This is a genomic window from Enterococcus saccharolyticus subsp. saccharolyticus (genome assembly GCF_029023825.1).
Lineage (GTDB): Bacteria > Bacillota > Bacilli > Lactobacillales > Enterococcaceae > Enterococcus_F > Enterococcus_F saccharolyticus.
The window spans coordinates 120022-144846 of sequence record NZ_CP118957.1; the positions used below are offsets into that span (position 1 = coordinate 120022).

The 24825-nt window shown below is 36.7% G+C and carries 24 protein-coding genes; 14 read left to right on the forward strand and 10 right to left on the reverse strand.

Translation table 11 applies throughout. The annotated features are described in order from the left end of the window. Positions 1–2: 2 nt before the first annotated feature. From PYW32_RS00610 to PYW32_RS00620, 3 genes are read right to left on the reverse strand one after another with little or no spacing between them, the layout of a single operon-like run. Positions 3–1016 carry an ABC transporter substrate-binding protein gene (locus PYW32_RS00610; protein WP_016176156.1) on the reverse strand — a complete coding sequence of 338 codons (1014 nt, stop codon included), beginning with the start codon at positions 1014–1016 and terminating at the stop codon, positions 3–5. A 16-nt stretch (positions 1017–1032) separates the two neighbouring features. Then, positions 1033–1791, reverse strand: coding sequence for an ABC transporter ATP-binding protein (locus tag PYW32_RS00615; protein ID WP_016176157.1), 759 nt, complete (start codon positions 1789–1791; stop codon positions 1033–1035). 2 nt (positions 1792–1793) lie between these two features. Further along, on the reverse strand, positions 1794–2876 hold the full coding sequence (locus tag PYW32_RS00620; RefSeq protein ID WP_016176158.1) for a FecCD family ABC transporter permease: 1083 nt from the start codon (positions 2874–2876) through the stop codon (positions 1794–1796). Positions 2877–3123: 247 nt separating this feature from the next. On the opposite strand from PYW32_RS00620, the gene PYW32_RS00625 reads away from it, so the two are divergent. The 5 genes from PYW32_RS00625 (at position 3124) to cydC (ending at position 10064) form a co-directional block, all read left to right on the forward strand. Further along, positions 3124–3900: a sulfite exporter TauE/SafE family protein gene (locus tag PYW32_RS00625; protein ID WP_016176159.1), complete on the forward strand. Its 777-nt coding sequence runs from the start codon at positions 3124–3126 to the stop codon at positions 3898–3900. 275 nt (positions 3901–4175) lie between these two features. Then, a complete protein-coding gene (locus PYW32_RS00630) occupies positions 4176–5600 on the forward strand; it encodes a cytochrome ubiquinol oxidase subunit I (protein ID WP_211210812.1) in 1425 nt (474 codons plus the stop codon). After that, positions 5593–6606 carry a cytochrome d ubiquinol oxidase subunit II gene (gene cydB / locus PYW32_RS00635; protein ID WP_016176161.1) on the forward strand — a complete coding sequence of 338 codons (1014 nt, stop codon included), beginning with the start codon at positions 5593–5595 and terminating at the stop codon, positions 6604–6606. The genes PYW32_RS00630 and cydB overlap by 8 nt, the downstream gene beginning before the upstream one ends. Positions 6607–6610: 4 nt before the next feature. After that, positions 6611–8329 carry a thiol reductant ABC exporter subunit CydD gene (gene cydD, locus PYW32_RS00640; RefSeq protein ID WP_016176162.1) on the forward strand — a complete coding sequence of 573 codons (1719 nt, stop codon included), beginning with the start codon at positions 6611–6613 and terminating at the stop codon, positions 8327–8329. After that, positions 8322–10064 (forward strand): thiol reductant ABC exporter subunit CydC, encoded by a 1743-nt coding sequence (cydC, locus tag PYW32_RS00645; RefSeq protein WP_016176163.1) that lies wholly within the window; start codon positions 8322–8324, stop codon positions 10062–10064. Before cydD ends, cydC begins: the two co-directional genes overlap by 8 nt. A 36-nt stretch (positions 10065–10100) precedes the next feature. Here cydC and PYW32_RS00650 read toward each other — a convergent pair whose 3' ends face one another. Together PYW32_RS00650 and PYW32_RS00655 are read right to left on the reverse strand one after the other, a co-directional pair. Beyond that, positions 10101–10379, reverse strand: a complete 279-nt coding sequence (locus tag PYW32_RS00650) for a hypothetical protein (RefSeq protein ID WP_016176164.1) — start codon at positions 10377–10379, stop codon at positions 10101–10103. After that, on the reverse strand, positions 10333–10503 hold the full coding sequence (locus PYW32_RS00655) for a helix-turn-helix domain-containing protein (protein WP_016176165.1): 171 nt from the start codon (positions 10501–10503) through the stop codon (positions 10333–10335). Before PYW32_RS00655 ends, PYW32_RS00650 begins: the two co-directional genes overlap by 47 nt. 553 nt (positions 10504–11056) lie before the next feature. Here PYW32_RS00655 and PYW32_RS00660 point away from each other — a divergent pair. From PYW32_RS00660 to lrgB, 4 genes are all read left to right on the forward strand, one after another. Further along, on the forward strand, positions 11057–12805 hold the full coding sequence (locus PYW32_RS00660) for a sensor histidine kinase (RefSeq protein WP_016176166.1): 1749 nt from the start codon (positions 11057–11059) through the stop codon (positions 12803–12805). Between the two features lie 5 nt (positions 12806–12810). Continuing rightward, a complete protein-coding gene (locus tag PYW32_RS00665; RefSeq protein ID WP_016176167.1) occupies positions 12811–13527 on the forward strand; it encodes a LytR/AlgR family response regulator transcription factor in 717 nt (238 codons plus the stop codon). A 159-nt stretch (positions 13528–13686) separates the two neighbouring features. Next, positions 13687–14112 carry an antiholin-like murein hydrolase modulator LrgA gene (gene lrgA / locus PYW32_RS00670; RefSeq protein WP_016176168.1) on the forward strand — a complete coding sequence of 142 codons (426 nt, stop codon included), beginning with the start codon at positions 13687–13689 and terminating at the stop codon, positions 14110–14112. Then, the gene (gene lrgB, locus PYW32_RS00675) at positions 14109–14792 is read left to right on the forward strand and encodes an antiholin-like protein LrgB (protein WP_016176169.1); all 684 of its coding nucleotides are present in this window, start codon (positions 14109–14111) and stop codon (positions 14790–14792) included. The genes lrgA and lrgB overlap by 4 nt, the downstream gene beginning before the upstream one ends. A gap of 206 nt (positions 14793–14998) precedes the next feature. Here the strand turns inward: lrgB and PYW32_RS00680 are convergent, their stop codons facing one another. From PYW32_RS00680 to PYW32_RS00695, 4 genes are all read right to left on the reverse strand, one after another. After that, a complete protein-coding gene (locus PYW32_RS00680) occupies positions 14999–15211 on the reverse strand; it encodes a hypothetical protein (protein WP_016176171.1) in 213 nt (70 codons plus the stop codon). A gap of 102 nt (positions 15212–15313) precedes the next feature. Next, positions 15314–16624: a sensor histidine kinase gene (locus tag PYW32_RS00685; RefSeq protein ID WP_016176172.1), complete on the reverse strand. Its 1311-nt coding sequence runs from the start codon at positions 16622–16624 to the stop codon at positions 15314–15316. A 138-nt stretch (positions 16625–16762) separates the two neighbouring features. Next, a complete protein-coding gene (locus tag PYW32_RS00690) occupies positions 16763–17503 on the reverse strand; it encodes a LytR/AlgR family response regulator transcription factor (protein ID WP_016176173.1) in 741 nt (246 codons plus the stop codon). Between the two features lie 587 nt (positions 17504–18090). After that, positions 18091–19071 carry a polyprenyl synthetase family protein gene (locus PYW32_RS00695; protein ID WP_016176174.1) on the reverse strand — a complete coding sequence of 327 codons (981 nt, stop codon included), beginning with the start codon at positions 19069–19071 and terminating at the stop codon, positions 18091–18093. A gap of 98 nt (positions 19072–19169) precedes the next feature. On the opposite strand from PYW32_RS00695, the gene PYW32_RS00700 reads away from it, so the two are divergent. The 3 genes from PYW32_RS00700 (at position 19170) to PYW32_RS00710 (ending at position 21892) form a co-directional block, all read left to right on the forward strand. Continuing rightward, complete coding sequence (locus tag PYW32_RS00700; RefSeq protein WP_016176175.1) at positions 19170–20072, forward strand: prenyltransferase; 903 nt, start codon at positions 19170–19172, stop codon at positions 20070–20072. A 34-nt stretch (positions 20073–20106) separates the two neighbouring features. Then, a complete protein-coding gene (locus PYW32_RS00705; protein ID WP_016176176.1) occupies positions 20107–21309 on the forward strand; it encodes an NAD(P)/FAD-dependent oxidoreductase in 1203 nt (400 codons plus the stop codon). A 265-nt stretch (positions 21310–21574) separates the two neighbouring features. Then, entirely contained in the window at positions 21575–21892 is a 318-nt protein-coding gene (locus PYW32_RS00710) for an alkaline phosphatase family protein (protein WP_248636505.1), read from the forward strand. A 68-nt stretch (positions 21893–21960) separates the two neighbouring features. Here the strand turns inward: PYW32_RS00710 and PYW32_RS00715 are convergent, their stop codons facing one another. After that, positions 21961–22437, reverse strand: a complete 477-nt coding sequence (locus tag PYW32_RS00715; protein WP_016176178.1) for a MerR family transcriptional regulator — start codon at positions 22435–22437, stop codon at positions 21961–21963. A 131-nt stretch (positions 22438–22568) separates the two neighbouring features. Between PYW32_RS00715 and PYW32_RS00720 the strand changes: the two genes are divergently transcribed. Beyond that, the gene (locus tag PYW32_RS00720) at positions 22569–24047 is read left to right on the forward strand and encodes an MDR family MFS transporter (protein ID WP_016176179.1); all 1479 of its coding nucleotides are present in this window, start codon (positions 22569–22571) and stop codon (positions 24045–24047) included. After that, positions 24044–24742 carry a DUF4811 domain-containing protein gene (locus PYW32_RS00725; RefSeq protein ID WP_016176180.1) on the forward strand — a complete coding sequence of 233 codons (699 nt, stop codon included), beginning with the start codon at positions 24044–24046 and terminating at the stop codon, positions 24740–24742. The genes PYW32_RS00720 and PYW32_RS00725 overlap by 4 nt, the downstream gene beginning before the upstream one ends. Positions 24743–24825: the final 83 nt, after the last annotated feature.

Sequence of the window (24825 nt, forward strand, 5' to 3'; positions counted from 1 at the left end):
TTCTATTCTTTGCCATACATTTCGTCAATCAGTAATTCCATCCCAGCTAATGATTGGTACCCATAACCAAACATATAGTTATAATCTACGGAGTATACTTGCTTGTTTTTGATAGCTTTCATGCTTGATAATTTTTCATTGTTTAAAACAGCATCAACCATATCATTCTTTTTCGTACCGGCAGTTGTTGTTGTCCAGTCAGGAACGATTAAAACATCTGGATCAGTTTCAATTAATGTCTCTAAAGCAACATCCCCTTTTTCGTCACGTAACACATTATTTAAGCCAATCATATCAAACATTGAATTGAAGAAGCTTTCGCCATATGCTGGATAAATCGATACTTCATTTGGGTCCGTCATGAACAATATGACAAAGTCTTGTTCTTTACCAACTTCTTTGACACGGTCTTTTAGATGTTGTTCACGTTCTTTTAAGTCGGCTTTAAAGCTATCTGCTGCTGGTTTGACATCAAAAATTTTACCTAAATTGTCGATGTCATTATAGACAGATTCAAATGTTGCGTTTTGTGTAGATGTTTCTTGGACATAGGTAGGAATACCCATTTCGTTAATTGAATCAACAGTACCATTGCCCCATTCGGCGTTATCAAACAATCCACCACGACCAAAAATTAAGTCTGGGTCCACACTTAACGCCGTTTCTTTATTAATATACCCATCCGACAAATGATTCAACTCATCAAATTCTGCTTTAACATCAGGATCATCCATCCCAAAAACAGCGCCGACTCCAGCAATTTTATCTTTTAATCCTAAGTGTAACAACAATTCTGCAGCAGGACGAGTATTGGCTAACACACGTTCTGGCGCTTTATCAAAAGTTTGTTCTTTTTCGGTCCATTCGATGCCGCCTTCTGCTTTGGTAACGTTTTTAATTGTGACAGGATACTTGCTGTCAGTTGAATTTGTGCTATCTGTTGTATTGTTTGTATTTCCACAGCCGCTTAATGTGAAGAGAAAGGCTGTTGCTAAAAAAGTGATTGTTTTTTTCATGTAAGTTCTACCTATTCTAAATATAATAATGAAATGCTAAATGTTCTGTAATGGGGTTGCGGTAAACGACACAACGAATACCATACAATTCTTCAATTAATGTTTCGGTAAAAATTTCTTCGGGCGTACCTGCTGCAATAATTTCGCCATTTTTCATAGCAAAGACATAGTCACAATACGCAGCGGCTAAATCTAAATCATGCAAAGCGGCTAATACGCCAATATTGAGATTTTTGACACTTTCCATTAATTCTAACTGATAACGAATGTCTAAATGATTCGTTGGTTCATCTAAAATTAAAAATTCTGGTTGTTGTGTCAATGCACGAGCTAAAACGACGCGTTGCTTTTCACCACCAGAAAGAGAAAGGAAGCTTTCATCACGGTAATCGGTCAAGCCCATTTCTCGTAAGGCTTTTTCAACGATATCAAAATCTTCTTGTGTATCTGTTTCTAACAAACGCTTGTGTGGTGTGCGTCCTAGCAACACCATTTGAAAGACACTAAAATCAAAACTTAATTCATTGAATTGTCCGACAACACTCAATTTTTGTGCCACTTTTTTTGCTGGGGTATGCAACAAATCCATGTCGTTATAAACGATATTTCCTGTTGTTGGGACGAGTCCTTTATAAATCGTTTTTAACAACGTTGATTTTCCGCTACCATTTGCACCAATAATGCCAACAAATTGATTGGTTTCCATAGAAAGAGAGAGTTGTTGGATAATATCTTTTTTTCCTAATTTGACTGACAAATTTTGTATTTCTAACATCTCTAACCTCCGAAACGATATTCTTTTTTTAGAATAATATAGATAAAAATTGGTGCACCGATAATTGCTGTTAAGATACCGATTGGTAAGTCGGTATTTGGTAACAAGACACGAGACAATAAGTCTGTCCAAACTAAAAACAATGCGCCAACAAAACCAGACATAGGTAATAATTTTTTATGATCTGAACCATACACACCACGAACAATATGAGGAATAATTAAACCAACAAAGCCAATCATGCCAGAGTTTGCCACAATTAAACCTGTTAATAACGAAGCAATGACCATATAAAGTTTACGGTAAGTACCTAGGGGAATTCCTAGCGTGACGGCAGCTTCATCACCTAAAAGCATGGTATTTAACACCCGAAATTGAAAAGAAAAGAACACACTAACCAATAGTGTGATAACAGCTAGTAAGGGTAATTTTCCCCAACTTGCCGAAGCTAAACTTCCCATTGACCAAAAAGTGACAGTTTTCATTCCTTCAGCATTATTTGCTAAAAAAACAATTAAACTTGAAATTGAACCAAAGATTGAGTTAATGACGGTTCCTGATAAAACGAGCTTAATCGAGGTCATTTTGCCACCGATACTAGAAAGTAAGAGGACAAAAAAAGTTGCTAGCAACGCACCTAAAAAAGCACTGAACGATAAACTGATTTGGGAAAAAATACTAGCGGTCCCAAAACCGACCATAATTGCGAATGTCGCTCCCAGCGAAGCCCCCGATGAAATGCCTAAGATGTAAGGATCTGCAAGGGGATTTTGCACGACTGCTTGCATGACGGTTCCGCTGATGGCTAATCCACAACCAATAAAAATTGCTGCCAACACACGCGGTGTCCGAACAAACCAAATAATATTGATGACGGATTGATTGACATTATCAAGCGAGCCGAGTGCACCATGGGTGGTTTTATATAAAAGAATTTGCCAAATATCTGTAAACGAAATATCTGCTTGGCCATTTCCTAGCGAAAACAAAATGGAAAAAATGAAAAGCGCGACAAATCCCAAGGTAATCATTAATTGTGTGTTGCGTGGGAGTGTAGGTTTATTGATTGTTTTTGCTAATTGCAAAGGGTCACCTTCTGTTCTATTTAACTTAATGAGAATTATCATTTGTCAAATGAGAATGATTCTCATTGTCAGCAATACTACCACGCAACTTTTGTTTTTTCAATCTATTTTTTTGTGAATTGTACAAATTTTCTGTTTTTTATCATGAAAATTAGCTGAAATAAGGAAAATTGGCTTTTTATTTTTGAAGGAGTATCATGAAAAGAAAGGGCTATTTTTTTAAAATAAATTAAAAGGTGGGAGAAAAATGACGGGTATCCTTTATTTTCTAGTCATTATTGTCGCAAATACAATTGGGTCCATTTCAGGCATGGGTGGTGGCGTAATGATTAAGCCGGTATTGGATCTGTTGGCACGTGATTCAGTGGCGGCAATTTCTTTTTATTCGACAGTGGCGGTCTTTGTGATGTCGATTGTTTCGACGTATCGCCAACTGAAAAACGGCATGTCGATACGTTTTCAACTTGTCCTTTTTGTGTCGCTAGGGGCAGTTATTGGCGGTATAGGTGGGAATGTATTGTTTGAAGAATTATTACGTTTGAATAACGAAGAAACGGTTCAACTGATTCAAATTATTTTGACGATTGTGACTTTATTGTTTGCTTTTTTCTATTCGCGTTATGAATGGAAAAATTTTACGTTGCGTGGGATTCCGTGGTATCTAGTTTGTGGGTTAATTTTAGGTTTTATGGCAAGTTTTTTAGGGATTGGTGGCGGACCCATCAATGTTTCGTTGCTGATGTTGATGTTTGCGATGCCGATTAAAGAGGCAACAGTCTATTCAATCTGCACGATTTTCTTTTCACAACTTTCGAAATTAGTGACAATCGCATTTTCTACAGGCTTTGTGCGGTACGATTTAACGATGTTGTGGTTTGTGGTTCCAGCGGCTATTTTGGGTGGGTTATTAGGAGCCAGAGCCAGCCAACTTTTTCCAGCAAAAAGAATCACAATTATTTTCCAAGGAGTTATTTTATGCGTGTTAATCATCAACATTTATAACGCTAGTCGTTTATTTTGGTAAAAATAATGCTATTCTTTCACAAACTAGCAAAAAACGCAAAAAAAAAGCACTTTTTTTAAGCCTATTTATTGCAATTCCGTGAAAAAGGAATATCATTGATAATGAAGAAGTGTGAATGAACGATTTAGCGAAAAATTGTTGATAATGGATTATTTTAAGAGGAATTATGAACAAGAGTAATTTGTAACAAGTTATACTGTTTTTAGAGCTATTTCATGGGTTCACGCACGGATTTAATAATCTTTATTTTTGTGAAATAAAGAAGAGGAGGAATCATTATGGATATTGTTACATTAGCTCGAATCCAGTTTGCGATGACAACTGTATTCCACTATTTCTTTGTACCATTTTCTATCGGTACCGGATTAGTTGTTGCAATTATGGAAACTCTCTATGTGACGAAAAAAGATGAATTTTACAAAAAAATGGCGAAATTTTGGGGAAATATATTCTTACTGAGTTTTGCAGTAGGAGTAGTAACAGGACTTATTCAAGAATTCCAATTTGGTATGAACTGGTCAGAGTATTCTCGTTTTATGGGAGATATTTTTGGCGCACCATTAGCTGTTGAAGCGTTGCTTGCTTTCTTTTTGGAATCAACCTTCTTAGGTTTGTGGATGTTTACTTGGGATAAAGTTAGCCCTAAACTACACGTTGTTTTCATGTGGTTGGTTTTTGTAGGATCAATGATGTCAGCCTTCTGGATTTTGGTTGCCAATAGTTTCATGCAACATCCAGTCGGTTATACAATCAACAATGGTCGTGCGGAAATGAACGATTTTGTGGCCTTAGTTACTAACCCGAAAGTCATGTATGAGTTCTCTCATGTTATTGCAGGGGCGATTACGTTAGGTGGGATTGCTGTTGCTGGGATGGCGGCTTTCCGTTTATTGAAGAAAGACAGTTTAACAGAGCTTAGTCGTACCGTCTATCAAAAATCATTACGTGTCGGTTTATGGGTCGGTTTGGTTGGTTCAGTTACGGTATTAGCAGCAGGAGACTTCCAAATGAAAGCGATGTTGGAAACACAACCAATGAAATTTGCAGCGGCAGAAGGATTGTATGAAGATTCAGAAGATCCCGCAGCTTGGACGCTAGTTGCATGGATGAATGAAAAAGAAAAAGAACGTGTCTTTGGTATTGAAGTACCGTATGTTTTAAGTATTTTATCTTACCATGAATTATCCGGTTCAGTAGATGGCATGAACACCATCAATGAACGATTAATTGAAGAATATGGCGAAAGAAATTACTTCCCACCAGTTAATGCTTTATTCTGGAACTTCCGTGTAATGGCAGGGTTTGGGATGTTAATGTTGATGGTCTCAATAGTTGGCTTATTCTTCACGCGGAAGAAGAAACCAATTCTCTACGAAAAGCCGTGGATGCTTTGGATTGTGGCATTGACTACTTTTGCACCATTCTTAGCAAATACAGCGGGTTGGTTATTAACAGAGTTAGGTCGTTATCCTTGGACTGCGTACGGATTATTTACCATTGAAGAAAGTGTGTCACCAAACGTTTCAGCAACATCCTTACTCATTTCAAACATTTCGTACTTTACGTTATTTACTATTCTAGGTTCCGTTATGGTGTATTTAGTTATTCGTACATTGAAAAAAGGACCAGATGCGTTAGAAGCTGCAGAACATGAAGAACCTACAATCGATCCATTTGCAGGAGGTGCTTTTAATGAGTAATCTACAATTATTTTGGTACATTTTAATTGGTGTCTTGTTTGCAGGCTTCTTCTTCCTCGAAGGATTTGACTTTGGGGTTGGGATGTCTGTGAAAACACTGGCACACAATGAAAAAGAAGAAGATCAATTGATTGAAACAATTGGACCGGTTTGGGATGGAAATGAAGTGTGGTTAGTTACTGCAGGAGGCGCAATGTTTGCATCATTTCCATACTGGTATGCGTCGCTATTTAGTGGGTATTATCTGATTTTGTTACTCGTATTAGTCGGTTTAATTATTCGTGGAGTATCGTTTGAATTCCGTCACCACATGCCAGCTGACAAACGTTGGATTTGGGGCTGGACATTAAGTATTGGTAGTTTAATTGTGCCATTTTGCTTTGGCTTACTTTTCACTAGTTTAGTGCAAGGCATGCCAATTAATGCCAATGGTGATTTAAGTGCAACCTTTACGGATTACGTTAACCCTCTTTCAATTGTAGGTGGGGTAGCATTAACCTTATTATCTTACTTGCATGGATTAAATTATATTTCATTAAAAACAACTGGACCAATTCGCACGCGTGCGCGTAACTATGCCCAAGCGTTATATGGGGTTGCGTATGTTGGACTTGTGGCTTTTGCAATCTTGTTGTACTTTAACACTGATTTCTTTGAGGTTCGTTTGACATCAACGGTTATCTTCCTAGCGTTAATGGTTATTTTAACGGTTGTCGCAAACTTAGCCTTGTTTAAAGGGAAAGAAAAAACAGCTTTTCTTGCAAGTGGCTTAACAATGGTGTCATTAGTGGCGTTGTTATTTACAGGATTGTTCCCTCGTTTGATTATTAGTTCAATTAGTCCAGAGTACGATTTATTAATTGAAAATGCCTCTTCTTCACCATATACGTTAAAAATTATGAGCTTTGTAGCAATTGGCTTATTACCATTTGTTTTAGGTTATACAATTTGGTCATATTATATCTTTAGAAAACGTATCAAACACACAGATGTAGCGGGGTACTAATCTTATGATGGACAAAGCGATTCTCGGTTTGCCCAATATCAGAAAAATTATGGGGATGCTTGCAGGGCTTTCAGCCTTGCAAGCCCTCTTTATAATTGGGCAAGCTTATACATTAGCAACAGTTATCACGAATTTATGGAGTGGCGAAAAAATCACCGATCAATATTTGATGATTGGTGCTTTTGCTGTGATTTATTTTGCACGCCATGGTGTGACTTTTTTACGTGATAAATTATTGGATCATTATTCAGCTGAACAAGCGAGTTATTTGCGTCAGCAGTTATTAGAAAAAATCTTCCGTGTTGGGCCCCAAATTGTCCAAAAACAAGGAACAGGAAATATGACTACCATGGCGTTAGACGGAATTGGTAAAGTTGAAAATTATATTCACTTGATTTTAGCAAAAATGATGAATATGACGATTATTCCTTGGCCAATTTTGGCAGTGGTGTTCTTTTTAGATATTGAATCGGGAGTTGTCTTGTTGTTGGTTTTCCCATTAATTATTATTTTTATGATTATTTTAGGATACGCCGCACAAGCCAAAGCCGATCGACAATACAAAGCTTTTCAAATTTTATCCAATCATTTTATCGATTCTTTGCGAGGAATTGATACATTGAAGATGTTTGGTTTGAGTAAAAAATATGGCAAAAGTATTTTTAAAACAAGTGAGCAATTCCGTAAGGCAACAATGAGTACCTTACGTATTGGGATTTTATCAACCTTTGCGTTAGATTTCTTTACGACGTTATCAGTGGCGATTGTGGCGGTATTGTTAGGGCTACGTTTAATTGAAGGTGGCATTTTATTGTTTCCAGCATTAACGGTTTTAATTTTATCACCAGAATATTTCTTACCAGTACGTGATTTTGCAAGTGACTATCATGCAACGTTAGATGGAAAAAATGCGATGACAGCTATTCGTGAAATTTTAGAAGAGCCTGAAATTGAAGGCGAACAAGTGCCTGTAGCAACGTGGTCAAAAGAAGCAACCTTAGCTTTAAAAGAGGTTAAAGTCGCTTACGATGAGCAAGAAGCATTGGCTGTCGATTACCAAGTCAAAGGGTTTAAAAAAGTCGGGATTATTGGGATGAGTGGTTCAGGTAAATCGACATTTATTAATACATTGAGTGGTTTCTTACAACCCTCTTCAGGTGAGATTACGTTGGATGGTCAATCAGTCAACAATTTTGCGCAACAAGATTGGCAAAAACAAATGATTTATATTCCTCAAAATCCATATGTCTTTCAAACGTCCTTGCGTGAAAATATTGCCTTTTATACCCCCGAAGCAACGGAAGCAGAAATTTTAGAAGCTGTCCATGTTGCTGGACTATCAGAGTTAGTGGCAGAATTACCAGAAGGCCTAGATACACAACTAGGAGGCGGTGCTCGTGCACTCAGCGGGGGACAAGCACAACGAATTGCGGTGGCGCGTGCCTTTTTAGATAAAGAACGTAAAATTCTGTTATTGGATGAACCAACCGCGCATTTAGATATCGAAACAGAAGTTGAATTAAAAGAGCGTATGTTGCCATTAATGGAAAACCGTTTAGTCTTTTTTGCCACACATCGTCTGCATTGGATGCATCAAATGGACGAAATTATGGTTATTGAAAAAGGCCAAGTGGTTGAAGTCGGCAGTTTTGCTGAATTAACAGCACGTAAAGGTCATTTTTATGCATTGACGCAACAAATGAGGAGGGAAGAACATGAATAATATTCCTCTATTGAAAGCTTTTAAAAAAGATACTTGGGTAAAACCTTTTTTGAAAAAATATCGCAAAGCATTGGTCTTGGCGCTCGTTTTAGGTTTTTTGACCTTCTTCTCAGCTGGGGCCTTAATGTTTAATTCGGGTTATTTGATTAGTCGTGCGGCTTCGCTACCGGAAAATATTTTAATGATTTATGTGCCAATTGTGTTTACCCGTGGTTTTGGTGTGAGTCGTCCCGTTTTCCGTTATGTCGAGCGTTTAGTGAGTCATAATTGGGTGTTACGCATGACATCTCAACTACGCTTGAAATTGTATACGACATTAGAAAAAGATGCGATTTTCTTTAAACGTAATTATCGGATGGGGGATATTTTGGGCTTATTAGCTGAAGATATTAATCATATCCAAAACTTATATTTACGGACGATTTTCCCGACCGTTATTGCGTGGATTCTATATGCGTTTTTAATTATTGGCTTAGGGTATTTTTCATGGTGGTTTGCGTTAGTCATGGCGTTGATGTTGTTTATTGTTACCTTCTTATTGCCATTGTGGTCAGTGTTAGTAAATGGCGCACGACAAGAGCAAGAAAAACAATTGAAAAATGCCTTGTATACGGATTTAACAGACAATGTTTTAGGAATTTCGGATTGGATTTTCAGCCAACGTGGTCAAGAATACGTACAGTTACACGAAGAATCGGAAGCTGGATTGCTCAAAGTGCAAGACAAATTACGTCGTTTTAATCGTCGTCGTAATTTACTATTACAAAGCGTGTTTGGCATCATTGTGGTGCTACTGATTTTTTGGACGAGTCAGCAATTTGTCGGAAATCATGGCGGAGCAGCTAACTGGATTGCCGCCTTTGTTTTATGTGTTTTTCCATTAGTTGATGCGTTTGCTGTTTTACCGGATGCTGCACAAGAAACGAATATTTACAAAGATTCGTTGGAACGTTTAAATGATTTGCCTGAAAAAGCGGACATCGAACCAGTCACAGCTTTAACTGGACCATTGGATATTGAGGTACAAGACGTGTCTTTCCGTTATGAAAAAGGTACGCGTCAAGTATTAGATCATTTGAATGTCACAATTCCTCAAGGGGAAAAAATTGCGATTTTAGGTCGCAGTGGTTCTGGAAAAAGCACATTAGCGACACTTATTCGTGGTGATTTAATTCCAAACAGTGGTCAGTTAACTTTAGCAGGTGTTGAAACCTATCGTTTAGGTGATACTATTTCCGATTATATTGGGGTCATTCAACAAGCGCCGTATTTATTCCATACAACTATTTTAAATAATTTACGGATTGGTAACGAACAAGCCAGTATTGAAGAAGTCTGGACGGTTCTTGAACGAGTAGGATTAAAAGAGCTCGTTGAAAAATTACCGGATGGATTAGATACGATGGTAGACGAAGCAGGTTTACGTTTCTCTGGTGGTGAACGTCATCGTATGGCTTTGGCACGTATCTTATTAAAAGACACACCGATTGTTTTACTGGATGAACCAACTGTTGGTTTAGATCCAATTACGGAACAAGCGTTAATTGATACATTCTTTGGGCAATTAGATGGAAAAACAGTCATTTGGATTACGCATCATTTACAAGGAATTGAGAAGATGCAACGCGTCATCTTTATTGAAGATGGGCACTTAGAAATGACTGGTTCGCCACAAGAACTAGCCAAAACGAATGTGCGCTATCAAAAATTAAAAGCCATTGATGATGGTAGATAAAAAGACACCCAGTCACAACTGACTGGGTGTTCTTTTTTATTTATACTCAGCGTATTTGAAAATAGTTGATGCACCAAAACTTGGGTAGTAAATACCAGTTAAGTGTTCATTAATCAATAACGCACGTGATTGTTGATACAATGGCACGATAGCAGAATCTTTTTCGACTAGAATTTTTTCAGCTTCAATCATGGCATCCCAACGTACGTTTAAGTCATTGGCATAATCATTTTCAATCTTATCCAATAAGTCGTTATATTCTTTACTGTCATAGTTGGTATTGTTTGGTGAACGTAAGCTTGCTAGGTAAGTCATTGGATTTTGATAGTCCGGTCCCCAACGTCCAGTTAAAAATCCAGCGAGCCGTCCCAGACGATTGCCACAGTTGTTTCTCTTGTTCCGTAGTCGGGCGTAACCTTACTTTCTTGGCTCGTATCATCTTTCATCAACTCCTGAATCTTCTTCTTCGCTTTATTCGCTCATTTTCCTTCAATATCTTGAATAGTATCAAATTGGTAGCCTCATGCAATCATGTAGGTTTTTACATTCTCAATCTGATGTTCTAAGTCATCTTTTTGTTTGAATTTACTCTATAATAGCCAATAGTGATTCATTTTGGTTTCTTTCTTCCAGCGATTCCTAAAAATTGATTTCGTTGTTCTTCAGAATAATAACGAGTACCACTTTGTGAAACATAGGCCGGTTGCAATTCCCCTTTTTATCCTAGTCTCTTAAGGTTTGTGTCGTTACGCCTAACGGTTTTACAAATTCTCCTATTGATAATATAAACTATATATTTATAGATGTTTGTTAACTATTATAGTCCCTCCTACCTAAAAGATAACTAAGAGTATAACATATATTTATTAAATTGACAGAAAATTTTGTCAATTTAATAAATTTTTTTCGTCACATCTCTTTGTTATCTATTTAAATAAAGTCCTTTATTTTTGGATAAATGATAGTATAGTGAATAGAAAGGAGTGATGAAGATGTTTGAATTATTCATTTTAATGATGGAACGTGTGGGATTAATCATTTTATTAGCTTTTTTGTTAGTAAATGTTACATATTTTAAAAGAACATTATTGAGCAGAGAAACAATTCCTTCGAAAATTCGTTTAGTTGTTATTTTTGGCTTATTTGCGATTATTTCTAATTTTACTGGGATTGAGATTACAGACAACCAAATTATTCCTAGTCACGTCTTAACGTATTTGAGCAGTGACGCTTCGATTGCCAATACACGGACATTGGTCATCAGTGTTTCTGGCTTAATTGGCGGTCCATTTGTTGGGGGGATGGTCGGTTTAATTGCGGGGATTCATCGAGTGATTCAAGGTGCGGGTACAGGGATTTTTTATATCCCCGCGTCATTGGTTGTGGGGATAGTATCAGGAATTTTAGGAAAACGCCTTGCGAAAGATTATCAATTTCCTAAAGCGACTCAAGCCGCAATGGTCGGTATTGTTATGGAAGTTATTCAAATGTTGTTTATTTTATTTTTCAGTGGCAGTTTAAAAGACGGCGTGATGTTAGTCCGTTTCATTGCTTTGCCAATGATTTTGTTAAATAGTGTGGGTACATTCATTTTCTTATCGATTTTAACGACGACATTAAAACAAGAAGAACAAGCAAAGGCTGTACAAACACATGATGTCTTAGAATTAGCCGCCGAAACCTTACCTTATTTTCGGGAAGGTTTAAATGAACATTCTTGTCAAAAAGTCGCACGAATTATTCAACATTATACAAAAGTGAGTGCGATTAGTATGACCGATAACCATCAAATATTGGCACATGTAGGCGCAGGGGATGACCATCATATTCCAGAATTAGAAGTAATTACGGAATTATCAAAAGAAGTCTTGCGAACCGGACAAATGACGATTGCCCATTCTAAAACAGAAGTCGGTTGCTCACATCCAGATTGTCCGCTACAAGCTGCGATTGTGATTCCCTTATTGTCACATCAGAAAATTGTCGGTACGCTGAAAATGTATTTTACAGATCCAACCCACCTAACACATGTCGAAGAGCAATTAGCGGAGGGGTTAGGTACAATTTTTTCTTCCCAAATTGAATTAGGTGAAGCTGAATTACAATCGAAATTACTAAAAGAAGCGGAAATCAAAAGTTTACAAGCGCAAGTGAATCCTCACTTTTTCTTTAATGCCATCAATACGATTTCTGCGTTAATGCGAAAAGATAGTGAAAATGCGCGCCGTTTATTGCTGCAATTAAGCACATATTTTCGAGGGAATTTACAAGGCGCCGTGCAAACAACGATTCCTTTAGAGCAAGAACTCGACCAAGTTCGTGCCTATTTGTCCTTAGAACAAGCCCGTTTCCCTGATCGTTACCAAGTTGATTTTGATATTGAAGCGGGGACAGAAGGCTATTATGTCCCACCCTATGCGATTCAAGTTCTTGTCGAAAATACGATTCGACATGCGTTTGGTAATCGTAAAACCAACAATCACGTCAAAGTCGTGGTTCGAAAAATTGAAAGAAACTTGATTATGGATGTTTGGGATAATGGTATTGGTATTCCGGAAGATCGCCGCGTATTATTAGGAAGAGAACCAGTTAAATCCGAAAAAGGAACGGGTACGGCATTGGAAAATTTGTCTCGTCGGATTGAAAATCTCTACGGAGGCGACGGCAAATTTCAAATTGAAAATCGTCCAACTGGAGGCAGTCATGCCCGTCTAGCAATTCCAATTAGAGACCCGAGGTGAGAATAATGCATGTATTAATTGTCGATGATGAACCGTTAGCACGTGAAGAATTAAGTTATTTGGTGTTGCAACATCCGAAAATTACGTCAACAGCCGAAGCAGAATCGGTTGAAGAAGCGATGGAAGAAATGATGGATCAAAAACCGGATATTGTTTTTTTAGACATTCATTTAACGGATGAAAGTGGGTTTGATTTAGCAGAAAAATTGACGCATTTGAAAAAAGCACCCTATTTAATTTTTGCGACGGCTTATGATGCGTATGCTTTACAAGCTTTTCAAGTCAACGCGAAAGACTATTTGTTAAAACCCTTTGAAGAAAAGAAAATTCATCAAGCGTTAGATAAAGCTATCAAAGAGTTAACACCACAACAACTAGCGCCGAAACCTAAATTTGAAGCAATTCCGATTCAAGGGGACGACCGCATTTATTTGGTAGCACCCGAAGATATTTATCTTGTTTCGGTCGAAGAACGTCAATTAAATATTGAAACCAAAGACCAAACGTATCATATGACAGGAACGCTAAATAAAATTGAGCAAAAACTACCGTCAGAATTATTTTTAAAAACCCATCGTAGCTTTATCTTAAACCGTACAAAAATTCAAGAAATTCAACCATGGTTTAATCATACGTTGCAAGTGATTTTAGAAAATGGTTCTAGAGTCCCCGTTAGTCGCTCGTATGTAAAAACATTTAGAGCACAAGTTGGGTTAGAATAAGGAAAAAGCAGGTCGACAAGCGCGGCCTGTTTTTTCGTGCAACTAATGTCACGAATGGTGCATTTCATGTCGTGATTGGTGTAACTCGTGAAATTATTCTCACAAAAATTCGTTTTCATTCTATACTCATGATGTAGAAAACAAGAGGAGATGGGACTTATGGAAAAGAAAGTATATTCATTTTTACAACAAGCATTTATTTTTGCATTAATTATGTTAATAGCCAATGGTTTAACCAAGGTGATGCCAATCCCCGTTCCCGCATCGGTCATCGGCATGATTTTATTATTCGTCGGGTTATGTACGAAAATTATTAAGTTAGAACAAGTCGAGGAATTAAGTAATGCGCTATCGCGTGTGATTACCTTCTTGTTCGTGCCATCAGGTATTTCATTAATTAACTCTTTAGACATTATGCAACAATACGGATTTCAAATTCTCTTTGTCATTCTGATCGCAACCTTAGCATTATTAGCTTCAACCGGTTGGACAGGCGCTTTCTTGCTGCATATTAAAGACAATCGAGCAACTGAAAAAGAAGCAAAACATTTACCTGCAGAACATAAAGGGGGCGTATCATTATGAGTCCATATGTTGGTATTATCATTTCATTTGTTGTGTTTGGGATTGGTAATTGGGCATTTAAAAAAAGCAAGGGCTTCTTCTTATTCACCCCGTTATTTGTCGCAATGATTTTAGGTGTATTCGTGTTAAAAGTCACTGATATTAGTTACGAACAATATAATGAAGGTGGCAAGTTTATTAGTTTCTTTTTAGAGCCTGCAACAGTTGCTTTTGCGATTCCACTGTACAAAAAAAGAGAGGTATTGAAGAAATACTGGCTTGAAATTCTGACAGCATTAACAATCGGCTCTTTTGGTTCATTAGTTGCGGTTGTTCTAGCTGGTAAATTGATCCAAATGAATCCAAGTATTATTGCTTCGATTTTGCCACAAGCAGCAACAACTGCTATTGCCGTACCGATTTCCGAATCTGTTGGTGGTGTGGCTTCAATCACCGCTTTTACTGTTATTTTCAATGGTGTTTTAACATACGCTTTAGGGCGCATGGCATTAAAATGGTTCCATATTACCCATCCTGTGGCTAAAGGATTAGCTTTAGGTGCTGCTGGGCATGCGCTTGGTGTAGCAGTTGGTTTAGAAATGGGTGAAACGGAAGCAGCGATGGCAAGTATTTCAGTAGTGGTCGTAGGGGTCATTACGGTAGTCGTTGTTCCTGTGTTTGCGACGTTGATTGGGATTTAACATAAAAATGACGTACTGAGCATTATTTTTCGCTCAGTACGTCATTTTTTATTTGTCGTTTTCTTTCACGTACGCCATTCTGAACATGAAGCCAGCTAAAAAAACAGCTGATCCCAACATAATTAGCATTTGTACTTGGTCATCAAATGGATGAAATATAGTGACTACAATTAAAAATAGTAACAAGAAAGAAAGGACTAGACGAATCATAGATACCAGCCACGATAGCCCATTGAAATTTTTTCTACTTTTACTAACGTTTTGCCTGCATAAGTAGAAGGGGGATAGTTTTTAAAGTCATATGATACAAACGATACGTAAGTTTCTGCGTTGTCTGTAGAGCTCACTTCTTCCGCATGCGCAACTTGAGTTCCACTAGCGATGCTGAATAATAATGCCGCTAAAATCAGTTTTTTCATTTTTTTCAATTCCTTCTATAATTTGGGCTGATTATACTACAAATTGAGTGGAAAAATACAAAAATGTCGTAAACGTCGCATATTTTGTCCTGAACGTCGTTTTTAGCTTAAAATTTTAGGGTGTGGGCTTGCCGAAAGTGTTAATTTTTGTGTGAACAAATGATTGTCAATGATTGTTTCTAACAAAAGATTCGGCACTTGCTGAACCAAAGTATCAACTGTGTTTAAACCAATCCCACGATGATTGCCTTTGGTAGAAAACCCATTTATTCTCAGTTGGTGTAACGGTTCAATATTCATTCGAGCCGTATTTTGAATAATGAATACATAGTCTTGGTTAAGTGAGAAAATCGCAATTTCTAATGTTCCTTGTTTTAATATACTAAGTTCTTCAATGGCATTATCTAATAAAATTCCTAAAATTCGCACCAAAATGACTGGATCAATCGATGTAGGGAGTTGAATCAATTCATTGATCTCCAATTGTACAGAAATATTTTTTTCTTGCGCCAACAATAATTTTGTTGTAAAAATGCTACGAATGGCAGGATCTTCAATTCGTTGTAAATCATTGATTTTCGTAAAATGTTCGGAAAAAATAGCACGAGTTGGTTGAATATGCTGATGATAATAGTCTCTTAATTCAGTCATCTGATCGAGTTCCATATAACTTTCCATGGAGGATAAAATATTAATATAGTCGTGCCGAAATTTTCGAATTTCTTGGTATTGCTTGTTTAATTCGATGGTGTAGAGTTGCATAGATTGATACTCAATTTCCTTTTTTTGAGTTTCTAATGCCACATTTTGATGTTGTTTTAACATGATAACACTGATAACACCAATAAAGATGAGTATCACTAGGAAGATATAAAAAATTTTCAACAGCGTATCGAATTTAGAATCGATAGGAAGTGATTGAATATAAACATTTAATTTATACATTTGATAAAGAAAAACAATGGTGAATAAGACATACCCACTGAGTGAGAGCCATACGTCCATTAGTTTTGAAAGTAAATATCGTCGAATAATAAAAGCGCACAAACAATTAATTGCTAATAAGGCGCAAAACCATAAAAACATCCATAAATTATTTTCACTTAAAATAATTTTAATCATGAGTGTAGGAAATAAACATTCCAGCCCATACTTTAAAAGAAATGCGATTGAAAAATGGAGTAAGATTTTACCAATAGATTGTGTCGGGTTATTCATATAAGAGAGAGAAAATAGAAGAACGAATAACACAATTATCTCCACTTGTGAGATATAAATACTCAAATTATATGTAATAATTAAAATAATACCAGCTAGAAACAAGTTATATTTTTTTAAAATCGGCAGTCTATCCAAAATAAGAAAGTTACAAAAAGTTTGAATCACACTTGAAGCGACTAATAAGTAAAACATTGATTGTACCTCCAATCGAAACGTAGTTGCTACGAAATTATAGCATGATTTTTTGTCAGTTAATATATCCAGCAACAACAAAAACATGATTCAGAGTAATCAGAATCATGTTTTTTAGCTTTAAAGAAAAACGTTGGATTATTTTTCCGCAAATGTCCGATTGAGCTGACTTAATTTACGAACAGATGCCCAACATGTCTCCCCATTTTTAAATGTTAGACAACGATTTTTAGTATCAATTTGGATAATATTTTTTTGATTCGCAACAAACGATTTGTGAACCCGTAAAAAATCAGGAGATAATTTTTCAATATCGGTAATTTTTCCATAAAATTCAATGAAACTATTTGTAAGATGTAAAATTAGTTTATGCGAAGCAGGCGCTGTTTCAATAAACATAATCTCTTTTAATAGAAATAACCGAATTTGATTGCCGACACGTAAACGAATGTGGGTATTATCTTCTTTATGCTCAGATAAGTAATGCTTTTTGGCTTGAATGAGCGCTTCTTTTACTCGTACTGCTAATTCTGTAGGATCGTCTTTGATAATATAATCCATTGCTTCTACTTTATATTTAAAGGTTAATGGTGCCAGTTCACTGTGAGTAGTAATAAAAATAATCTTACTATAAATACACAAGTCACGAATTTTAGCCCCTAATTGAATACCGTTTAATGTATGATTCAAATCAATATCCAAAAAGAAAATACTTTTTGATTGTGGATGGCGTTGGAGATGCGCGAGTATTTCGTTAGGATTGGCAGTACTCAAAACGATTTGCATCTCTAAATCTTCCATTAAAAGAAAGTTTTGAATAATCGTTTCCAATTTTGTGCGTTGGATTAAATTGTCTTCGCAAATAAAAATATTAATCATTTTCTCCCCCAGAGATTGTTTTTAGTAAGCGTTGGATACTACCTTTAGTATAGCAGTGAATGTCCTTGTATAGGGAACAGAATAGTAGTTGTAAAAAGAGAACTTAAAATAAAGTAGCAGGATTTCCTATAGAACATTCCGTCACTTCAGATTACTGTTATCAAATAGTAAAAAATCGAGCATAATCATTTGTGTAACTATGTATAAAGTGTTTAGAGTTCTTCTTTCAATAGAAAGTAATTTACCGAATTATATCATGATTTATGTGTTACAAAGGGAACAAATGACATTTTTATATCAAATCATTCATTTATTTTGAAGGATACAGGCAATTTTTTTTTATAAAAAAACAAAAACACGACGTTCAGGCATGAATTTACGACGTTTGGGGTACTTTTGGTTATAAAGCATAGAAATTTGTTAGAATAATGCTGTATAGAATCAAAAGCTACTTGAGAAGACAGAGAACAGGATGTCTTCTCAAGTAGTTTTTTGTTAAAGTAGTGCGTAGGGCTTTTTTAGATGACGCATGCGTCCTTGAATGTAGCAAAAAACACTTATCACTTGTAAGTGATAAGTGTCTCTGATTAATAACTACGTAGTAATAGTTGCGTTGTGAGTAATTGTAGCATCTCTTTTGCTTCACCCTCAGGCAACGTAGCAATGTCTGCTAAAGCTTTTTGTGTGTAACGACGGGCGATGTCTTTTGCCATCTCAACACCGTTGTATTTCACCACTAAATCGGCAACTTCTTGTGATTCTTGTGGCGTAATTTTGTCTTCTTTCTCTAAATAAGGGAAGAAAATATCTGGTTGTTCCGCTTTTGCTAAAAGCAACGGCAACGTGTATACGCCTTGTGCCAAATCTTCTAAAATCGGTTTTTTTAAGGTTTCTTCGTCTGCAGTATAGTCTAAAATATCGTCATATACTTGAAAAGCAATCCCGATATTTCGTCCAATTCTGCCGGCAACACGTTGGACGTGCGGTGCTGTATGTCCAAAATGTGCGCCTTGTGCACAAGCCAACCAAAATAATTCCGCTGTTTTGCCATTTACGCTGCGTAAATAATCACGAAAGGTTTCATTTTTATTGTAACGTGTGTGCATTTGATCGAGCTCGCCTAACAATAAACGGTGCATCGAACGAGCATTAATCGCTAAAAATTTCGAGCCGTTCATTGCTTCAATAGTAAGTTTGAAGAACTCTGTAAATAGTAAGTCGCCGGTGTAAACGGCAATATCTTTACCATAGCGCGATTGGACAGTTTGTGTCCCTCTGCGCAATGGAGAATCATCAATGATGTCGTCATGAATCAATGTTGCCATGTGAAGTATTTCAAGAGACGCTGCAATCTTGATTAATTGCTCTTCGTCTTGTTTTTCAGGGTCTCCTAAGGAAGCGAATAACAAAAAGAAAGCTGGGCGCAAAAATTTTCCGCCAGCTTGTGAAAAATCAATCAGTGTTTCTTGGATATCTTTATTGCGAACTCTCATTTGTTTCTCAATTAGTGAGCAAACGATTTGGAGTTTGTTTTGAATAGTGGGATAATCGTTCCAGTAAGATAGCATGTTTATAACCCTTTCAATGTTAGATAGTAGTTCTATTTTAACTTATTTTCGTTCAAAAAGGCAATGTAATGCTGTCCAAATTTAGAAAGGAGTGTCCGATGTCACTATCTGTTTTTTTAGAGCTTGTTGAGATCAAGGCGAAAACTGCAAGTGTCTTACCATTTTTGATTGGACTTTGTTATAGTTGGTATCATTATGGTACACTGCATCTTGGTTATGTCCTGATTTATTTTGTTGCAATGTTTATTTTTAATATGGCAGTTGACATTTTAGATAATTATAATGACTATCACCATGCAACAGAAGGACATGATTACAAACAAAAGACCAATATTATCGGGCGTGAGAATTTATCGTTACGCTTTGTATTTTGGATGATGACAAGCATGATTGTTGTATCGGCAATTTTAGGAATTGCACTTGCATCAGTCGTTGGTTGGCCATTATTGTGGATGGGATTGTATTGCTATTTAGTCGGCATTTTTTATTCTTCTGGTCCGAGACCGTTATCGAGTCTACCGCTGGGTGAATTTTTCTCTGGTTCGACGATGGGCATCATGATTTCATTTATTTGTGTGTATCTGAATACTTTCGAAACATTTCAGTGGAATTTTTCTGAAATATTCAGTATCTTTATAATTGCGTTGCCGAATACTCTGTGGATTGCAAACCTGATGCTTGCAAACAATATCTGTGATAAAGAAGAGGATGAAAAAAATGAACGCTATACCTTGGTTCATTATTTAGGAAAACAACGTTCCATCCATTTATTTGTGGGAATGAATGTTTTCGCTTTTCTAGCAATTATTTTATCGGTGGTGTTAAAACTGGCCCCACTAACGGTTTTGTTAACATTTTTAACAGCCCCATTTATTTGGAAACAAATAACTCTTTTTAGAAACAAACAGGTAAAACGGGAAACGTTTATTTGTGCGGTTCGAATTCTCGCTGTAGGTTCAGCAGCACAAGTAATCACCTACTTGCTAGGTATCCTTATATAATAAATAATATTGAAAAGAAAGAAGTGGAAAAGTCATGAAGGAAGTGGCGATTTTAGGCGCTGGGTACGCTGGGTTAAGAGCTTTACATGAATTACAAAAAAAAGCAGCTGGAGAGTTTCGTATCACTTTAGTGGATCGTAATGCATACCACTATGAAGCAACTGACTTACATGAAGTTGCTGCAGGTACACAACCAAAAGAAAAAATTACTTACGACATTAAAGATGTAGTTAATCCTAAAGTTACAACATTTATTCAAGATGAAGTGGTAAAAATTAATCCAGATACAAAAGAAGTTGAATTAAAAAACAACAAACCTGTGCGTTATGACTACTTAATCATTGGTTTAGGGTTCCGTTCAGAAACGTTTGGTATTCCGGGCGCGGAAGAAAATGCATTAGAAATGGTTAACATTGATTCAGCAGTAAAAATTTATGAACATATTCAAGATGCAATGGCGAAATACAAAGAAACAAAAGACAAAAAATATTTGAAATTAGTTGTCTGTGGTGCTGGATTTACTGGTATCGAATTAGTTGGTTCTCTTGTAGAAGCGAAAAAAGGTTACGCAAAACTTGCTGGTGTTACTCCAGATGAAATCGAAATCTATTGTGTCGAAGCAGCACCAACAATTTTACCAATGTTTAACGATGAATTAACAAACTATTGCTTAAAACAATTAGATAAATGGAATGTTCATTTAATGACTGGTTGTGCGATTAAAGGCATCAAACCAGAACATGTTGTTTACGCAAATGGTGATGTTGAAAAAGAATTAGAAGCTGCAACAATCATCTGGACAACAGGTGTAAGTGGAAGCTTTGTTATGGGTGAATCTGGCTTTGACGAACGTCGTGGTCGCGTAGTAGTAAATGAAGATTTAACTGCACCAGGTCATGATGACATCTACATCATCGGTGACGTTGCTGCTGTAATGGATAAAGAATCCAATCGTCCTTACCCAACAACTGCACAAATTGCTTTAAAAATGGGTGAATACACAGCGAAACATTTAGTGAACCGTATAAAAGGTCAATCAACTCCAGGATTTGTTTTCAAATCTGCAGGTTCTGTGGCTTCAATTGGTAACACACATGCATTTGGTATGGTTGGAAAAACTGGCGTAAAAGGTTACCCAGCTTCATTCATCAAAAAAATGATTATGAACAAATCATTATATGAAACAGGTGGCGTGAAAGAAGTAATGGCGAAAGGTCGCTTTGACTTATACCATTAAGCCGAAAATAGTCAACAGCCAAACAGTCTTTCTGTTTGGCTGTTTTTTTGTGCAAGAGATACATAGTGTCAAATGGTTGTCTAATGACTTGGAACGCAAGATAATAAATAGAAAGCGATTACGTTTTAAGGAGGACAATCCATCCCAATATTTTATTTATTTTGACCGATCAACAGCGTAAAGACACGTTGTCAACATACGGTGATTTGCCCTGCACAACCCCTCATTTAACGGCATGTTAACCAATTCTTATAATTACGGGAATATGGTACAGGAATTAGCTGATACACCAGAATTATTGAGTCGTCAATTAGCCAACGCGGGGTATCAAGTGGGCTATACAGGAAAATGGCATTTAGGTTCGGGTGTTGATAATGTGAAAAAAGATGCCTATATTCAAAAGTATATGGGCGACATTCAATTTGCAGAATTTAGTTTGCGCAATGACGCATTACCGACTACAGTTGGGTATACAGGCGATGATTTTCCCGGACATGGTTTTGGCGGCCATTATTATCCGCAATTTCAAGAGTACTTAGCAGAAATTCAATTGGAGTTTAACATTGAACAAATTATCAACTAAACAAGAAAAACTAATCCGAACGAGGGGAAGGACGCGGTGCTACTTCTCGTTCGGATTAGTTATTTGATTTATTTTAATTCTTCACAAAGGTCAGCATAACTGGCAGTCTGATCTGAGGCAAAAATGCGATAGTGGAGTGTATCCTTTTTACCATCATGCAAAATGACTAGGCGTTCTTGGTTAGGTTCAAAATGATTGATTGAAAAAACTGTAAAACGATCGTCAATAATTTCAATATCACGTAATGACTTGGATAACACTTTGCGAATATGATGCACCTTTTTGATTCGTTCATCGGCTTTTTCGGCTGCTTTTTTCAATGTAAAACCTTCATCTAAATAATATTTGATTAATTCGACTTTCACAACTGTCGGCAAGCGATAACGACGGGCGGCATGTGTTTTGTCGGGAACTGACGTAATCCATCCCTTTTCTTCCCAATAGCGTAGTTGTCTTGGTGAAGTACCACTCATTTCACTTAGTTCGCTAATACCTATCAGCAAATGATCGCTATCTAATAATTGTTTTAATAGAGAAGGTTTCATCTTTTTTTCCTCATTTCCATAAGTCTCTCTCTTTATTGTACTTTTAATTACATATGTGTCAAGTTAGTTGACAAAGATTAAAAAAAGGAATAAAGTATGCAATGCTGAACAAGAAAAAAGGAGATGAATAAATGAGCAGCAAACAACCTTTAGATATTTATGGAAAACCATATAATCGTACGTTATTAGTAGCGATTTTACTAATTGGTACATTCTGTACGGTATTAAATCAAACATTATTAACAACGGCTTTTCCAGCATTAATGAAAGCATTTGATATTACCGCATCAGATGTACAATGGTTAACAACAGGTTTCTTATTAGTCAACGGAATTATGATTCCAATTAGCGCGTGGTTAATCAATAAATTTAGCTCACGAAGCTTGTACTTATTTTCAATGACGGTTTTCTTACTGGGAACATTGGCGTGCTTTATGGCACCAAACTTTGGGACCTTGTTAGTTGGTCGTTTGATTCAAGCGAGTGGTGTAGGTCTATCCATGCCCTTGCTACAAAATATTATGTTATCTATTTTCCCACCTGAAAAACGTGGAGCTGCGATGGGGATGTCAGGTGTGGTTATCGGATTAGCCCCTGCGTTAGGACCAACATTATCAGGTTGGATTATTGACCATTATTCTTGGCGTGAATTATTTGGTATGATTTTACCAATTGCTGTAATTGTATTAATTCTAGCCTTCTTTTTAATGCGTAGTGTCATTCCACTTTCTAACCCCAGCATTGATATCTTCTCTGCATTATTATCAAGTGTCGGTTTTGGTGCCTTGCTTTACGGTTTCTCAAGTGTTGGTAACAAAGGCTGGGATAGTATTGAAGTTTTAGGGTACATTGGTATCGGTGTTGTCGTAATCGGCCTGTTTGTTTGGCGACAATTACGTTTACCACATCCATTCTTGGAACTGCGGGTCTTTAAATCACCAATCTTTACAATTGCGGCTATTCTATCAGGGGTAACGAATATGGCTATGATTGGTGCTGAAATGGTGGTACCATTATATATTCAAAATATTCATGGTGAAACAGCCTTCCATTCTGGTTTAATGTTATTACCAGGTGCATTAGTGATGGGGGTTATGATGCCAGTGACTGGTGCGATTTTTGATAAATATGGCGCGCGTCGTTTGGCGATTGTTGGGATGATTATTTTAACAGCTGCCACAGCACCATTTGCCTTTTTAACAGCAGAAACACCAATTATGTATATCATGGTATTGTACGCAATTCGTATGTTCGGAATTTCAATGGTGATGATGCCAGTCACGACTTCAGGGATGAATGCTTTACCAATGCACTTAATTAGTCATGGTACAGCAGTCAATAATACATTCCGTCAAGTTGCCAGCTCAATTGGTACGGCAACGTTAATTAGTGTCTTGAGTAACGTCACGACAGCGAATTTACCCGATCAATCACTATTAGATAAAACACCACTAGCGTATAAAGAACAAGCATTAAATGCGACACTATCAGGGTATCATGCGGCATTTATGGTCGCTATTATCTTTGGTTTAGTTGGTGTTGTCGTTGCATTCTTTATTCAAGATAGCAAGAAACCAGCAGAAATCGAAACAAAGGAGGTTAACGCATGATTATTTTTATTCTACTTTTAAGCGTGGTCGGTTTTGCGTTTACCTTTGTCCTTGCGAAAAAATCTTGGCAAACTGGTTTTGGGATTGTTTGTGGCGGTATTTTTCTTTTGTCATTAGTGTTAGTCACAGCTAATTTTGTGAGTCATTTTGGGATGAAAAAAGTCGTGGAAACAGAAAGCATTGAACTTGTTTCTAGTGCCGATGGTTTAGACGTATTGCTTTACAAACCTTTAGGTGATGGTTCTGAAAAAGTTTATTTATACCAAACACCAAAGTCAGAAGAACCAACGCCCACTGAGACCGATCATGTGACAAATAAAGTAACAGAAGGAACATCACCAGAATTAGTTACTGAAACGAGTTATTGGGATTACAAAAATGATTTTTATAAACTGTTTTTTGGAATAGTGAACAACAATCATGAATTCATCGAAGCTGAAAATACGTTTAATGTTCCGGCAAGTTGGGAAGTATTAAGTGTTGACCAGATGAAAGAGTTTGGTCAATTAGCAAAAGAACGTCAAGCTTCGTTTAAAGAAAAAGCACAAAAAGAAATTCAAACAAAACTGATGGCCGCTATTCAAAAAGATCCTACATTAGCAACTGACGAAGCCAAAAAACAAACACTGATTGAACAATGGACTGCGGAATTACAAGCAAAAATGATGCAAGATTTGTTAAATGAAGTGAAATAAAAAATATCCGAACGATCGAGCCGAGTATTTCTGCCCAATCGTTCGGATATTTTATTGTATCTAACGTCATCTCACAAACACGG

Excerpts from the sequence above, each read along its gene's own strand:
- PYW32_RS00610 (WP_016176156.1), bottom strand. The coding sequence starts at position 1,016 with ATGAAAAAAACAATCACTTTTTTAGCAACAGCCTTTCTCTTCACATTA.
- PYW32_RS00615 (WP_016176157.1), bottom strand. The coding sequence starts at position 1,791 with ATGTTAGAAATACAAAATTTGTCAGTCAAATTAGGAAAAAAAGATATT.
- PYW32_RS00625 (WP_016176159.1), top strand. The coding sequence starts at position 3,124 with ATGACGGGTATCCTTTATTTTCTAGTCATTATTGTCGCAAATACAATT.
- cydB (WP_016176161.1), top strand. The coding sequence starts at position 5,593 with ATGAGTAATCTACAATTATTTTGGTACATTTTAATTGGTGTCTTGTTT.
- cydD (WP_016176162.1), top strand. The coding sequence starts at position 6,611 with ATGATGGACAAAGCGATTCTCGGTTTGCCCAATATCAGAAAAATTATG.
- cydC (WP_016176163.1), top strand. The coding sequence starts at position 8,322 with ATGAATAATATTCCTCTATTGAAAGCTTTTAAAAAAGATACTTGGGTA.
- PYW32_RS00650 (WP_016176164.1), bottom strand. The coding sequence starts at position 10,379 with ATGACTTACCTAGCAAGCTTACGTTCACCAAACAATACCAACTATGAC.
- PYW32_RS00655 (WP_016176165.1), bottom strand. The coding sequence starts at position 10,503 with ATGATACGAGCCAAGAAAGTAAGGTTACGCCCGACTACGGAACAAGAG.
- PYW32_RS00660 (WP_016176166.1), top strand. The coding sequence starts at position 11,057 with ATGTTTGAATTATTCATTTTAATGATGGAACGTGTGGGATTAATCATT.
- PYW32_RS00665 (WP_016176167.1), top strand. The coding sequence starts at position 12,811 with ATGCATGTATTAATTGTCGATGATGAACCGTTAGCACGTGAAGAATTA.
- lrgA (WP_016176168.1), top strand. The coding sequence starts at position 13,687 with ATGGAAAAGAAAGTATATTCATTTTTACAACAAGCATTTATTTTTGCA.
- lrgB (WP_016176169.1), top strand. The coding sequence starts at position 14,109 with ATGAGTCCATATGTTGGTATTATCATTTCATTTGTTGTGTTTGGGATT.
- PYW32_RS00680 (WP_016176171.1), bottom strand. The coding sequence starts at position 15,211 with ATGAAAAAACTGATTTTAGCGGCATTATTATTCAGCATCGCTAGTGGA.
- PYW32_RS00685 (WP_016176172.1), bottom strand. The coding sequence starts at position 16,624 with ATGTTTTACTTATTAGTCGCTTCAAGTGTGATTCAAACTTTTTGTAAC.
- PYW32_RS00690 (WP_016176173.1), bottom strand. The coding sequence starts at position 17,503 with ATGATTAATATTTTTATTTGCGAAGACAATTTAATCCAACGCACAAAA.
- PYW32_RS00695 (WP_016176174.1), bottom strand. The coding sequence starts at position 19,071 with ATGCTATCTTACTGGAACGATTATCCCACTATTCAAAACAAACTCCAA.
- PYW32_RS00700 (WP_016176175.1), top strand. The coding sequence starts at position 19,170 with ATGTCACTATCTGTTTTTTTAGAGCTTGTTGAGATCAAGGCGAAAACT.
- PYW32_RS00705 (WP_016176176.1), top strand. The coding sequence starts at position 20,107 with ATGAAGGAAGTGGCGATTTTAGGCGCTGGGTACGCTGGGTTAAGAGCT.
- PYW32_RS00710 (WP_248636505.1), top strand. The coding sequence starts at position 21,575 with ATGGTACAGGAATTAGCTGATACACCAGAATTATTGAGTCGTCAATTA.
- PYW32_RS00715 (WP_016176178.1), bottom strand. The coding sequence starts at position 22,437 with ATGAAACCTTCTCTATTAAAACAATTATTAGATAGCGATCATTTGCTG.
- PYW32_RS00720 (WP_016176179.1), top strand. The coding sequence starts at position 22,569 with ATGAGCAGCAAACAACCTTTAGATATTTATGGAAAACCATATAATCGT.
- PYW32_RS00725 (WP_016176180.1), top strand. The coding sequence starts at position 24,044 with ATGATTATTTTTATTCTACTTTTAAGCGTGGTCGGTTTTGCGTTTACC.